Source organism: Corallococcus terminator, from assembly GCF_003611635.1.
Taxonomy (GTDB): domain Bacteria; phylum Myxococcota; class Myxococcia; order Myxococcales; family Myxococcaceae; genus Corallococcus; species Corallococcus terminator.
This window is the reverse complement of the sequence record NZ_RAVZ01000288.1, coordinates 1-13,128: the sequence shown is the minus strand read 5'-3', so window position 1 is coordinate 13,128 and position 13,128 is coordinate 1. Positions and strand designations below refer to the sequence as shown.

Below are 13,128 nucleotides of genomic sequence, written 5' to 3'. Positions count from 1 at the left end.
TCCCCACCGTGAACGGACGCGGATGCGGATGCGAAGGCGCCAGGCCGCGTCCGGCGGGGAAGGGACACCCATGGCGCGTCCCAGGCGCTTCGGACAGGAAGATGGGTGGGGGCTCGCGGCGAGCCTGGCGGTGGGGCTCGTGCTGGTGGCCATCCTCCTGGGGACGGTGCTGATGGCGCAGGCCTCCTCGAAGGCGCGGGTGATGGAGCGCTCCTCGGACCTGCGGGAGGTGGAGCAGTTGGGGCGGGCCTTCGGCGACAAGGTCTCCCTGGCCAACAGCGCGCTGCTGGCGGGCGGGCGCTCCCTCGTCGAGGACACGGCGCTTCCCCGGCAGCGCTTCCATGACACCTCCAACCGGCTGCGCAAGCGGCTGACGGCTCCCGAGGACCGGGCGCTGGTGGAGCAGGTGCAGCGGGCCGAACAGGCACACGAGGCCGCCCTGCGCACCCTGGGCCACACGCCCTCCAGCGCGGAAGAGAAGGCGGCCCGCGAGCGCCTGGCGCGCGCCCACGGGCGGGTGCGCGAGGCCCAGGCCCAACTGGAGAAGAAGGTGCAGGCGCGGCTGCGCGAGGAAAACGCGGCGGCGGTGACGGCGGACCACTGGGAGCTGGGCCTGCTGCTGCTGGTGTCGGCCCTGGGTCTGGGGATGGCGGCGGCGTTGGTGTGGGTGCTCCACCGCCGGCTGCATCCGCTCAGGCGCGAGGCCCTGGCCAGCGCGCACCGCTTCCAGGCGCTGGTGGAGGGCGTGCGCGACTACGCCCTGGTGCTGCTGGACGCGAAGGGCCGGGTGGCCAGTTGGAACCCGGGCGCCGAACGCATCAAGGGCTGGAGCGAGGCGGAAATCCTGGGCCGCCCGGCCTCCACCTTCTACACGTCCGAAGAGGCGGCGGCGGGCCAGGCCGAACGTGACCTGGCGCGGGCGCTGAAGGACGGGCGGCTGCGCCTGGAGGGCTGGCGCCAGCGCAAGGACGGCTCGCGCTTCTGGGCGGAGGTGGCCGTCACCGCGCTGCGCGACGAGGACGGGACGCCGCAGGGCTTCTCGGTGGTGACGCGCGACATCACCGCCCAGCGGCGCACGGAGCGGATGCAGGAGCTGCTCGCGGAGGCCGGGCGCGTCTTCCACCAGTCGTTGGATCCGGACCTGACGGTGGCGGAGCTGGCCCGGCTGCTGGTGCCGGAGGTGGCGGATGGCTGCATCCTCTACCTGCTCACGCCCGCGGGGGAATTGCGGCCCCGCGCCGTGACGCACGTGCGGCCCGAGCGCGAGGAGAGCCTGTGGGAGTCCCTGCGCCGCTTTCCCCCGCGCGACGGCATGCCCCCGCCCGTCTGGGAGGCGATGCGTTCGGGGCGCTCGCGGCTGGACGTGGACGTGGCGGTGGACGACCTGCAGGACGCCTCGGAGAACCCCGAGCACCGGGTGCTCATCGAGCGCATCGGCATCGGCTCCTCGCTGGTGGTGCCGCTGCGCGCGGGCACCCAGACGCTGGGCGTGTTCGTGCTGATGACGGCCCGGGGACACCGCAGCTTCACCCATGCGGACCAGGTGCTGGTGGAGGAGCTGGCCGGACGCGCGGCGCTGGCCCTGGACAACACGCGGCTCCTGCGCGAGGCGCGCGAGGCGGTGGACCTCATCGCCGTCACCGCGCACGACCTGGGCAATCCCTTGCAGGCGCTGCAATTGCTGTTGAACAAGGTGCAGCGCGCGCAGGCCAGCGGCCAGGACGAAGGGGTACGAAAGGGATTGGTGGCGGCGCGTGGCCAGGCGCAGCGGTTGGGGCAATTGCTGCACGACCTGCTGGACCTGTCGCGGCTGTCCTCCGGCAAGCGGCTGCTGGACGCGGCGCCCATGGACCTGGGCGAGCTGGCGCGCGAGGTGGTGGAGCGCTTCGCGGAGAGCGCCGCGCAGGTGGAGTCCACCCTGTCGCTGGAGGTGCAGGGGCAGTTGGTGGGGTACTGGGACCGGATCCGCCTGGACCGGGTGGTGACCAACCTCCTCTCCAATGCCTTGAAGTTCGGCCGGGGCCATCCGGTGCGCGTGCGGGTGGCGGCGCTGGACGAGGAGCACGTGCGGCTGTCGGTGCGCGACGAGGGCGTGGGCATCGCGCCGGAGGCCCAGCGCCGCGTCTTCGAACGCTTCGAGCGCGAGCCCTCCGCGAAGGCCGAGCCGGGCTATGGCCTGGGCCTCTACATCGTGCGCCAACTGGTGGAGGCGCACGGGGGGACCATCCGCCTGGACAGCGTGCCGGGGCAGGGTGCCACCTTCACGGTGGACCTGCCGCGCATGCCCCGGGCGGTGGAGGAGCCGTCGGTGTCGGGACCGGTGGTCCTCCAGTGAGGCCGGGCCCTCACATGTGCAGCGAGGACACGGGGGCGACGAGGCCGGGGCGGATGGGGAAGTCGTCGGGCAGCTTCTCGCGCTCCTCCAGGCGTTCGAACTCCAGCGCGTCGTGCGCGCAGAACACCGTCACCTGTTCGCCGTGGTGCCGCACCAGCTCCCGCAGGCGGCGCAGGTTGTACCAGCGCATCCACCCGTCCTTCTGCATCAGCTTCTGGTACGCGCGCAGGCCGACGGTGCACCGGTAGCGGTCCAGGTCCATCTCTCCGTGGTGGAAGTACGCGTCGCCCGCGTGCAAGAGCCACCCCTCCCCGGTGTCGATGGCCACGCCCGCGTGGCCCAGCGTGTGGCCCGTCAGCGGCACCAGCAGGATCTCCGGCGGCAGCCCACTGAGCTCGCGCACGCAGTCGAAGCCGAACCAGCCTCCGCCCCGGGAGGTGGCGTAGGTCTCCCAGCGCCGCTCCTTCGCCCACTGCTGTGGCCGGAAGCGCGCGCGATCCAGCCAGGAGCGCTGCGCGGTGGCCACGCGGTACTCCTCCGCCAGCACGTGCACGCGCGCGTGGGGGAAGTCGTCCAGGCCGCCCGCGTGGTCGAAGTCCAGGTGCGTGAGGACGATGTCGCGCACGTCGCTGGCCTGGAAGCCCAGGCGTTCAATCTGGCGCACGGCGGTGGCCTCCTCCGCCAGGGCGGGCCGGCACAGCACGTCGCGGAACAGGCCGTTGAGCCGCTCGCGGGGCGCGTACACGTCATTGAGGCCGAAGCCGGTGTCCACCAGCACCAGACCGCGAGCCGTCTCCACCAGCAGGCAGTGGCAGGTGAGCGCCGCCGGGCCGGTGAAGCCGCGCCGCCCGTCCGTGAGCCGCCCACCGGGCGGACACATCGTGGTGCAGTTCAGGTGGTGGATGCGCATGGCGGCTCCTGCTCCTCGTGAGCGTGGCGGGAACCCGGCGCTCCGAAGCCCGAGCCCGTGGGGGTCCGCCATCCGTTCGTTCAGGGCAAAAGTGCGCCGTGGCCCCGCCGGGAGGAATCACCGCGTCCCAGAAGGGACGGGGGCTCGCCTGCCCGGAAGGACGGGGGACTGGCCGCGCCTTCCTTCAGAGCGGCGGGGATTGCCCGGCGTCCTCCGCGCCCTGCGGCGGCGCCGACATCAGCACCAGCGCTTCGGAGGCGGTGAAGGAGCGGTGTTCGACGCCGCGCGGGACGATGAGCAGCTCGCCCGCCTCCAGGTCCACGGCGCGCTCGCGCAACTCCACGCGCAGGTGGCCCCGGGTGACGAAGAACAGCGCATCCCCGGTCGCGTGCTGACACCAGGGCCCGCTGCCCGTCAGGCGCACCAGGTGCACCGGCTGCCCGTGGAGCATTCCCACGGGCCGGGGGGTGTCCGGACCGGACAGGTGGGTGAAGGCATGGGCCAGGTTCACCTTCTCCAGCGGTGGCGGCAGGGCGTCATCCGGAGACGGGGCCTGGGCTTCGGCGGGGACGGCCACGGTGCCGCGGCGGCGCGAGTCCCAGCGGGGTGGACGGCCTCCAATGGGGGGCGAGGTCCGGGTGGGCGTGCTCATGCGGACAGGGTCTCCTTGGGGGGAAGCAGGCCTACCCCCTCGTGGATTGTGTGTCTTTTCCGCCGGGTCCGGGCCGGTGTTTCGCATTCGGGCGACAAGCCGGGTCCGGTATCCGACGGATGCGGCCATACGATAGGGTTTGCGAACGCGATGTGCATTCCCCTCGGGTCCGACTGTCCATCAACCCGGGTTCGCGAAGTGTGGTGAAGGACGGTAGGTCCCCCGGTCCCGGACGCACGGTGAAACACCCCGGTGGTTTTCCCGGTGCTTCACGCGTCGCGTCTCACGCTTCAACGCCAGGGCCTCCGGGGGATGCTTCCATGCACCACCCCGTTCCGGTCCGTGCGACACGGGTCCTGCAATCCCTGGCGGCGCGCTTCGCGCCGTTCATCGTTCATGGTGAAGAACACGTACACGTTCCCCTCGGACCACAAGGTGTTCCGCGACCAGCCAGGGGAGCTGTTGCTCAACCTGGACACCTGGGACCTGGCGAAGTCCGGCGCGGGCGGCATCCGCTACAACTTCTTGCGCGGCGGCTTCCAGCCCTACGCGAAAATAGGCTACGGGCTGACGTGGTACCGGCTGGAGGCGGGGAGCATCAACGGACAGCGGAAGGCGAACCCGGACTCCTACCGGGTGCGCCTGCCCGGCTTTCTTCCGCAGCCCGTGGCCGGACGCGCTGCACGGCATCCTCATTGAACCGGTGCACGTGTATCGCAACACCTTCGAGCTGCTGGGCATGCTGAGCTTCTGACGGCCATCGCCCCCGGGGCTTGCCCTGGCTGGCCGTCCTGTCCGAGCCCCCCACCCCGGGTGGGGGCTCCCGCATGCCTCCCCATTCATAGACATGAGGGGTCCCCGCGCTCATCGCGGAAGGCATTCAGGGAGGATGGCATGGGCTACCTGCTGATCAACGCCGACTGGAAGCATCCGAAGCAGCTCACGCCCCCGTGGGTGAAGCTGCTGGAGGGAAAGAAGGTCCACCGCGTCCTGCCGTCGACGTGGCTCGTCGCCGGGCCGCGTGCGTCGCAGGTGGCGCTGCTGGAGCGCGTGGTGGACGCGGTCCGGCACGGGGACACGCTCGTGGCCCGCCACGTGGACCGGGAGGTCCGCACGGAGCAGGGCCCCTGGGGGCCGGAGCCGCTGCCGCCCGCGGAGCGCACGCCTGGAACCCCGGAGCAGTGGCTCCTTGCCCTGGAGACGAACGGTTCAGGGGAACGGTTCGACGCCATCCTGGATGCGTTGAATCACCTGACGCAGGCGCTGGGGACGGGACCGTGCCGGCGCCTCACGTGGACCCTGATGGGCTTCGCCATGGACGTGGGCGCGGAGCCCATCATCGCGTTCTGCGGCAACTACCTGGGGCGCGGCGACAAGCTCATCCTGTCCCGCCAGTTCGAACCCACCGCCGGGTCGCGTTGAGCCCCCCTGAGCCTTGATGTCTGCAATCCCTTTCCGGAAGGACGCGAAGATGCGGCTGGAACACTTCACGGAACACACCTTCCAACAGCAGGTGCTGGCCTCGCCGCAGGTGGTGCTGATGTATTTCTGGGCCCGCTGGTGCCCTCCGGAGTACCGGCTGATGGACGCCTGGGTGGAGCGGGTGGCGGACCGGCACAAGCGTTCGCTGAAGATCGTGAAGGTGGACGTGGAGCAGGAGCCGGTGCTCGCGGATCGCTACATCATCCGCGCGGTGCCCACGCTGCTGCTCTTCAAGGGGGGACAGGTGGTGGACCGCTCCGTCGGGGCCATGTCCCGGACGGCCATCCGCCGCATGCTGGAGGGGCATCTGTAGCCCCAGGGAGGAGGGAGCTGCCCTCCGTCACCAGCGGGACGCGTCATCCTCCGCGCCCATGTGTTCCTGGAGCGTCAGGAAGCGCCGCAGGAAGCGTTGCCATTCCGTCATTTCCGGCAGGGCGTCGTAGCCCGCGTCGTACAGCGCCAGGCTTGGGGGAAAATAGATGGCCAGCCCCGTGGCCGCGGAGGTCCGGGCGCCGTTCGTCTGGGCCACCACCGCCTTGCCCAGCGCCTCCTTCATCGCCACATCCCGCGAGGACTGGTGCGGCGTCTGCTCCGCCATGCGCGCCGACAGGCTTCCCAGGTCCACCAGGTGGGAGGCCTGCGTGGGGTCCGTTGACTGGCCGAACTCCAGCGCCGAGGACCGCGCCTCGGCGATCATCGTGGCCACCGTCGGGTTCGGCTCCGCCGTCAGCGCCGCGAAGCGAACCACCGCGCGCGTGAGGTCCGCCAACGCATACAGGTCCGTCAGGGACAGCGTGAAGACGTCCTGCGTCTGCTCCTGGAGGGCCCGCTGCGCATATCCCTCCAGCAACCGCTGCCCGAGCACCACCGGACCGCTGGACGGGTCCTGCCGCAGCACCGCCAGCGCGCCGTAATCCCAGCCGTGGCCGGGCTCTACCTCCTCGGAGGCGAGCAGGTATTCACCGTGGGGGCTCAAGCGCTTCGCCACCTCGTAGGTGGCCATCAGGCCCGCGTCGAAGCCGATGAGCGCGAACTGCTCCAGGCCCGACTCGCGCCGTCCGCTGTCGAGGCCCGCCTGCAACTCCGTCAGGTCCAGCGCGTCCCGGCCGCCATCCGCGCCCGGTGCGTCCTCGTCCACGCCGAACGCGGTCCAGGCCCCACCGGGGTCCCACATCACCAGCGCGTAGCGGTCCGCCGGATACGCCCGCACGCCCCAGGCGATGAAGTCGGAGAGCGTCGCCGCATCGCCCATGTCCAGCTCTCCCAGGTCGGCCAGCTCCTGGAACGCCCCGGGCTGCACGAGCAGCCGCTTCGTGGTCGTCCAGTCCGCCAGGTTCGCGAGCGGCACGTCGCTGTAGCCCTTCGCGCGGTCCACCTGCGCGACGATGTTCAGCCCCGGGCCGGAGCCCACGTCCGCCAGCTCCCGCAGGGAGTCCAGGCCCCGCGCCTCCCGGGGGTTGTCCGCCACCATGTAGACGAGCACCGTCCAGCTCGCGCCCGCCGTCGGGTGCTGTCGCCCATCCAGGGCGGACGTCGTCGGAAAGATGGGCGTGCCCTGACCACAGGCCGTCAGCCCCAGCACGCACGCCAGCGCCACCGCCCCCACTGCCTTCCCTGCCATGTCCGCCCCCGGCGTGGCGCGGACCGCCGCGACGCGTTGGCTGAGATGCACAGGCCCCGGGAGGAAGGGAATCCCTCCGCCGGGGCCGGGCACTGTCTGGGATTGGGGAGAGCCGGGCGGGGTTTGCCTACAGGCAGTCGCCCAGGCCGGCGTAGAGCACGAAGCCCCGCACGCCAGCCGGGTTTCACTAGAAATTCAAGTAAAGCTTCTGTGACGCATCTTCCGGGGTAACGTCTGGGGTCCCCCGAAAGGCAGGCCCCCATGCGGTCATCGCTGCGTCGCTCTCCGGTTGTCCTGGCACTCACCACGGTCACCACGGCCCTGACATTGCTCACGGCGTGTGGAGAAGGCATGTCGGAGGATGATCCGTTCGGGCAGGCGAGCCAGGCGCTGCTGAACGGCGTCGGGTCCACGGCAGCGCGCGCGGCGCTCACGAAGCGGTGGGCGCCCATCCACTACCAGGACGTGGACGTCACGGGCTCGCACTCGCTGGGTGGCAAGTCCGACTTCATCAGCCGCGTCGACTTCGACGGGGACTGGAGCGGGACGAACAACTGGGACAACACCGGCTCGCGGGCGCTCACCGGGCACGCGTACCAGTCGGTGGTGGAGACCAGCTCTCACTGGTACCTGCTCTACACCTTCTTCCACCCCCGGGACTGGTCCGACTCCATCTTCGACACGGAGCACGAGAACGACGGTGAGGGCGTGCTCCTCGTCGTGAAGCGGGACGGCAGCGAGTACGGCGCGCTCGTCGGCGCGGTGACGGTCGCGCACAAGGACTTCTTCTCGTACGTGCCCTCGGGCAGCCCCCTCACGTCGGGGTCGGAGTCCCTGGACGGGACGCTGTCGCTCGCGACCTTCGAAGGCGTGTCGCACCCCATCACCGCGCAGGAGGCCAAGGGCCATGGGCTCAAGGCATGGCCGTACTACGACATCGTCGGAGACGGCGTGAAGTACTACCCGTCGCTCACGCTCGCGGAGCAGCCCGATTCCGCGACGGACTCCGACGTGCGCTACAAGCTGCTGGACATCTACGGCTCCGAAGGCCTCTGGCAGCGCCGGGACCTCACCACGCTGTTCGTGTCCGACGGGACCTTCCGGGGCGATACCGGCGGTGGCTGCGGGCTGGCGGCGGGCAACTGTGGCACCAACTCCGCGAACGCGCCCTGGGGCTGGGATGATCAGAACGACGGCCCCATCCTCCGCGGGGAGATCGCCAAGGACCCCGCGAAGCTCGCGGCGTACTACTTCAGCCCGTCGTCCCAGTTCTCCACGACGTACACGTTCAACCCCTTCAAGGGCATTGGCGCGGATCCGAACCAGCCCTGAGTGACCGGGCACGACAAGGCCCGCTCCCCAACTGGGAAGCGGGCCTGGTTGCCTGGTGGGGATGCGCTTCAGCGCACCCAGTTCACGTTGCTGTACGCCTTCGTCCCATCCGCGCGCTCCGTGTTCGTCAGCGGCGCGTAGACGCGGGTGGAGATGGTGTTGGCGGCGGTGTCGATCTCCACGAGCCGCGTCGGGTTCGTGGTGCCGTCGTGGTACGTGTTGAGCATCTGGTAGATGGTGTTGCCATGGACGCCGGTGTCCGTGCGGTAGGCGGCGTTGCCCACGTGGCCGGAGAAGACGAAGCGCACGTTGGCGTACTGGCTGATGAGGTTGTTGAACACGTACTGCGGGCTGTTGTTGCCGTAGCCGCCGTTGCCCTGCTCGATGCCGCCGCTGCCGTTGAGGTGCGAGTGGGTGATGAAGATGACGTTGTGCTTGGGGAACTGCGCCAGCACCGTCTTCGCCCAGTTCACGGAGTCCGTGCGGGCCCACAGCTCCAGGTTCACGACCAGCCAGTTGAGGCCGCCCGCGCTGAACGTGTGGTAGGCGTTGTCACACTTGCCCGTCTCGAACACGCCGCCCAGCGCCTTGAAGCGCGACAGCGGGAAGTACGCGTTGAAGGTGGTGGTGTTGCGCAGGTTGGCGTTGACGTTGCCCGGGCATGCGCTGCCGCCCTGGCACACCGCCGCCGTGTCGTGGTTGCCCAGGGCGATGGCGTAGGGAATCTGGGCATTGTCCAGCACCTGGAACGAATCGCTGGCGCGCTGGTAGTGGATGTGGTCGGCGGTGTCCCAGTCCATCAGGTCGCCGGTGTGCATGACGAAGCGGATGTCCTGCGCCGTCTTGTTGTCGGCGATCCACTGCATGCGGTGGGTCAGCCGGGTGGGGGCGTAGACCGTCTCCTGCTGCGTGTCTGGGATGACGACGAAGGTGAACTTCGTGTCCACCGGCTGCGCGGTGGTGGGCGCCGCGTAGAACTTGATGCCCTCGCTCGTCCAGCCCGCGGCGGTGAGGCCGTCGCGCTCCGCCTGGGTGACAGCGTGGCGGTGCTTCTGGAGCGACGTGTTGTTGAAGCGGTAGACCGGGATGAGGCACGCGTCCGCCGTCTTGGACGCATAGAAGCCCACGCCCTCGTCGGTGGTGTAGCCGGAGGCGATGAGGTTCGTGCGCTCCGTGGCGTCGATGGTGACGATGTGTTCGGACTTGCCCGGGCTGTAGAGGCGGTACACGGGCGACAGGCCCGTGCCTGCGTTCTTGGAGGCCTTGAAGGGCGTGCCCCGGTCATCCGTGAAGCCGTATGTCGTGCCCGCGTTGGTGGCTTCCGTGGGGTTCGTCGTCAGCAGGCTGGAGCCGGTGGCCGGCCGCACGCGCATGTACACGGGCGCGTTCAGCGCCGCGCAGTCGAGCGCCGCCGTGGCGCTCCCCACGTCCTCCACGGAGGACGGCTGCTGCTCGGGCGCTTCACCCGGGCCACAGGCGGACAGCACGCCAGCCAGGGCCAGGGACGCGATGATGGAAGTGGGCTTCAAGGTGTCTTCTCCGTGGAGGCCTCGTCCGAGGTCCTCCGGTGTCGTCAGTGATGTCAGGTTGTACAGCTTAAAAATGGATTACAAGGACGCGCATAGCATTGACGGACTGGTCGGGAAAGACCCCGTTGGGGAAACGTCGCATGTATCACAGGGCAGAGGACGGCCTCCGCGTACGGGGCCCGCAGGGGAGCACCGCGATGGAGGTACGCAGGGCCGGGGTATGGATGTTGTTGTTCGTGCTGTGCACGGGCTGCGCGGGAGGCCCCACGGTGCGGCTGCGGACCGCCGGCGGACCGGTGCGAACCCATGCGCCCCGGACCTGGGATGGGCGTGTTCCCATCAGCGCGCGGGACTTCGAGGCAGCGCTGTCACGGTTGGCGCTGGATGTGCCGCTGACGGTGCGCCCTTCGCGGACAGGGCGGGTGGTGCGCACGAAGGCAGGCGAGGGGGCGTTCCTGGACCGGGGGCTCGGGTTCCTGCTGCGCGACCGGTATGGGACGTGGTGCCGGGCGCACGAGGCCCCCGTGGATTGTCTGTCCTTGCTGGAGGACGGTGCCGGCTTCAGCGCGATGGATCGGCTGACGTTCGCCGTGGGCATGTCCCTGGATCCGTTGCGTGAGAGTCTGGCGGATGCGGTGGACGACACGCTCAACCCGTCCTTCTTCGTGGCCGTGGTGGCGGGGGCGGTGACGTCGTGGGTGGTCCTGGCCGCCGCGCCGGACCCGGTGTTCACGAAAGCGGCGGCGGTGCTGGCCGCCGTGTTCCTGGCGTACCTGGGGATTGAGTCGTTCCTCACCGTGGTGCGGGCGTGCGGGACGCTGAAGGACGCGACGGACCGGGCCACGACGTTCCAGGAGTTGGAGGAAGCGGGGGAGGTGTTCGGCCGGACGCTGGGGCCGCAGGTGGCGCGGCTCTTCGTGCTCGCGGTGACGGTGCTGGTGAGTCACGGCGTGACGATGGGGATGTCGTCAGCGCTCACGTTGCTGCCGGGGTACTCGGAGGCCGCGATGCTGGGGGCATCGCAGGCGGGCTTCCGGCTGGCGGTGGTGGTGACGCTCGCGTCCACGGCGGTGGCGATGGCCGCGATGGGACCTCCTGCTGCGGGTGGACCGCCGTCAGCAGGAGGGCCCGGGAAGTGGGTCCAGGTGGAGGAGTCGATGTCCGAGCGGGCCCGCGCGTATCAAGAGCAGGTGACGGGGGCGCCGCGGGGGTCCGCGTACAGGCTGCGAAGCGGGGACTCGCAGGTGGACTTCGACGGCTTCGACCCGAAGGAAGAGATGCTGCTGGAGGCCAAGGGCCCGGGTTATGAGAAGTTCATCAAGGACGACATGGAGATGAAGGAGTTCTTCCGGGGGTTCGGGAAGATGCTCGACCAGGCCCGCCGTCAGTCCACCCTGGCTGAGGGGATGCGCATCCGCTGGTATGTCGCTGAGAAGCGAGTCGCGGATCTCCTCCGAGCCGCATTCAGCGGCCAAGGTATCAATGTCGACGTCGTCCATGTACCACCGGTTCGTGGAGGAGCCCTGAACCCATGAAGGAGACGTACTACGCGGGCTGCTATTGGCTGGCCCGGCCTGAACCCGTCGATGCTTGCGCCCATCGACTGACGGACTTTCTTTCGCGGCTGGGATCCTTGGAGTCCACGTGGAACCGCTGGCATCAAGCAGCGGCGAACTTCGAGAAGGCCCGTAGACGTCAGGTGCAGCCGGATGCCGCCACCCTCGCGAAGTTACTGGGCAGCAAGGCGAATCGGTTCGCGGGCAGTTCCAGCTTCTGGCTCTGGGCGGGGGAAAACGAGGATGAAACCTCGGGCGTCAACGGCAACTGCGGAGGCCCCTCCAAGCACGTGTGCTCCGTCTGCGTCCTCACCCTTGGCAATCTGGGGCGTATCGCGGAGCGCGTCCTGACCGCCCCCACCCTGACCTCCGTGGTGCGCGCCATGGCGCTCGCGTGGGAGCCTGAATTCGGCATCGCCACTTCCCACGAATATCGGGAACTCGTGGCGCCGAAGACGGGAGCTGACGCCGGGACGTTCGTCGGCTGGGTCATGTACTTCGCCGACTTTCGTGGCCCGGTTCCCCTGCTCCCCGCCTCCGTCCGGGTGGAGCACCTGCCGGAGCGGGGCACGCTCATCACCCTCACGCAGGAGAAGTTCACCGTCTCCAATCCGGAGCACGTCGCCCTGGCCGCAGATGTCCAGGTTCGCCTCCAGGACGCGGGACTGCTCCGGCCCCTGCGCCCCTGGGGCACCTGAAGAGCGCTTCAGTCCATGCCGTGGCGGACCGCTTCGATGGTGTTGCCATCGGGGTCGGGCCCCCGTGCCGCGCGCTCAGTCCGGGTAGAACATCGGGTCGCGCGTGGCGACGAACGAGGAGATGGCGTGCGCCACCTCCGGCGGCAGGGAGGTGAACTGCACGCCCACGCCGGGCATCAACTCCGGGGTGCGGTCGTTGCCGTCGCGGGCCCAGCGCACCACGCCGTTCACCGTGAGGGGCCGGCCGCCGGGCAGGGTGAAGTCCAGGTCCACCGACGTGCCGCGCGGCACCGCATCCACCGTGGCGATGAAGATGCCGCCCTCGCTGATGTCCATGGAGAAGCCGGTGAAGAAGTTGGAGTCGCTGCGCATGTCGATGGTCGTGTGCATCCGCACCCGGCCCTTGGTGCGCGCCTCGTCCTTCGCGGGCGGCGGGGGCAGCTTGCCGCGGGCCGGCTTCTCGGAGCGGGTGGGCGTGTCGTCGCGGGAGGTCCGCTCCGTGGACGCCTTCGCCCGCGCGGGCGTCATGGCGGGGGGCCGGGCCAGCTCCTCGGTCCGGGCTTCGGCCTCCGCGCGGGCCTTCGCCTCGGCTTCCGCGCGGGCCTTCGCGGCGGCCTCCACGCGCTTCAGGTCGGCTTCGGCGTCCGTCAGCGCCTTGACCACGCGGCCCGCGTCCTCCTGGTGCACGCGCAGCGCGGACTGGAGGTCCAGCCCGGCCTGCCGGCGGGTGTCCAGGGCGGCCTCGCGCGCATCCAGGGCCTTCTCGCGCAACTGCTCCAGCTCCGGGGGCAGCGCGGGGGACTCGGTGTCCTCCAGGCGCATGGCCCACTGGGAGAGGCGGGAGTCCCCGGCGCTCTCCGGACGGGCCAGGGCCTTGCGCATCTGGCCGAGCCGTTCGGTGAGGGACGCGGCGTCGGCGGCGGCGCGGGCCACCTGTTCGGCGAGCCGCTCCTCCAGCCGGGCCATGTCGGACTCGGCGCGAGCCAGCTCGGCCTCTCGTGAGGGCGCGGGCG

The 13,128-nt window shown here is 70.1% G+C and carries 12 protein-coding genes; 7 read left to right on the top strand and 5 right to left on the bottom strand.

Going from position 1 to position 13,128, the window contains the following annotated elements:
• Nucleotides 1-70 precede the first annotated feature (70 nt).
• A complete protein-coding gene (locus D7V88_RS31295) occupies nucleotides 71-2,335 on the top strand; it encodes a sensor histidine kinase (protein ID WP_120544287.1) in 2,265 nt (754 codons plus the stop codon).
• Nucleotides 2,336-2,345: 10 nt separating this feature from the next.
• Here D7V88_RS31295 and D7V88_RS31290 read toward each other — a convergent pair whose 3' ends face one another.
• Both D7V88_RS31290 and D7V88_RS44740 read right to left on the bottom strand, forming a co-directional pair.
• Nucleotides 2,346-3,245 carry an MBL fold metallo-hydrolase gene (locus tag D7V88_RS31290; RefSeq protein ID WP_120544286.1) on the bottom strand — a complete coding sequence of 300 codons (900 nt, stop codon included), beginning with the start codon at nucleotides 3,243-3,245 and terminating at the stop codon, nucleotides 2,346-2,348.
• Between the two features lie 184 nt (nucleotides 3,246-3,429).
• On the bottom strand, nucleotides 3,430-3,897 hold the full coding sequence (locus tag D7V88_RS44740; RefSeq protein ID WP_158625200.1) for a cupin domain-containing protein: 468 nt from the start codon (nucleotides 3,895-3,897) through the stop codon (nucleotides 3,430-3,432).
• A 396-nt stretch (nucleotides 3,898-4,293) separates the two neighbouring features.
• Between D7V88_RS44740 and D7V88_RS31280 the strand changes: the two genes are divergently transcribed.
• From D7V88_RS31280 to D7V88_RS31270, 3 genes are all read left to right on the top strand, one after another.
• The gene (locus D7V88_RS31280; protein WP_120544284.1) at nucleotides 4,294-4,596 is read left to right on the top strand and encodes a hypothetical protein; all 303 of its coding nucleotides are present in this window, start codon (nucleotides 4,294-4,296) and stop codon (nucleotides 4,594-4,596) included.
• Nucleotides 4,597-4,791: 195 nt separating this feature from the next.
• On the top strand, nucleotides 4,792-5,319 hold the full coding sequence (locus D7V88_RS31275; protein ID WP_120544283.1) for a hypothetical protein: 528 nt from the start codon (nucleotides 4,792-4,794) through the stop codon (nucleotides 5,317-5,319).
• A gap of 16 nt (nucleotides 5,320-5,335) precedes the next feature.
• Complete coding sequence (locus D7V88_RS31270; RefSeq protein WP_120544282.1) at nucleotides 5,336-5,692, top strand: thioredoxin family protein; 357 nt, start codon at nucleotides 5,336-5,338, stop codon at nucleotides 5,690-5,692.
• 27 nt (nucleotides 5,693-5,719) lie between these two features.
• Here D7V88_RS31270 and D7V88_RS31265 read toward each other — a convergent pair whose 3' ends face one another.
• Nucleotides 5,720-7,000, bottom strand: coding sequence for a clostripain-related cysteine peptidase (locus tag D7V88_RS31265; protein ID WP_147448937.1), 1,281 nt, complete (start codon nucleotides 6,998-7,000; stop codon nucleotides 5,720-5,722).
• 261 nt (nucleotides 7,001-7,261) lie between these two features.
• Between D7V88_RS31265 and D7V88_RS31260 the strand changes: the two genes are divergently transcribed.
• The gene (locus D7V88_RS31260; protein WP_120544280.1) at nucleotides 7,262-8,332 is read left to right on the top strand and encodes a hypothetical protein; all 1,071 of its coding nucleotides are present in this window, start codon (nucleotides 7,262-7,264) and stop codon (nucleotides 8,330-8,332) included.
• A gap of 68 nt (nucleotides 8,333-8,400) precedes the next feature.
• Here D7V88_RS31260 and D7V88_RS31255 read toward each other — a convergent pair whose 3' ends face one another.
• Complete coding sequence (locus D7V88_RS31255) at nucleotides 8,401-9,861, bottom strand: metallophosphoesterase (RefSeq protein ID WP_120544279.1); 1,461 nt, start codon at nucleotides 9,859-9,861, stop codon at nucleotides 8,401-8,403.
• Nucleotides 9,862-10,058: 197 nt separating this feature from the next.
• On the opposite strand from D7V88_RS31255, the gene D7V88_RS31250 reads away from it, so the two are divergent.
• Both D7V88_RS31250 and D7V88_RS31245 read left to right on the top strand, forming a co-directional pair.
• Entirely contained in the window at nucleotides 10,059-11,396 is a 1,338-nt protein-coding gene (locus D7V88_RS31250) for a restriction endonuclease fold toxin 5 domain-containing protein (RefSeq protein WP_120544278.1), read from the top strand.
• Nucleotides 11,393-12,115, top strand: a complete 723-nt coding sequence (locus D7V88_RS31245) for an immunity 52 family protein (RefSeq protein WP_120544277.1) — start codon at nucleotides 11,393-11,395, stop codon at nucleotides 12,113-12,115. Before D7V88_RS31250 ends, D7V88_RS31245 begins: the two co-directional genes overlap by 4 nt.
• 75 nt (nucleotides 12,116-12,190) lie before the next feature.
• Here D7V88_RS31245 and D7V88_RS31240 read toward each other — a convergent pair.
• Nucleotides 12,191-13,128, bottom strand: a 938-nt coding sequence (locus tag D7V88_RS31240) for a TIGR02266 family protein (protein WP_120544276.1), incomplete at its 5' end; no start/stop codon positions are given.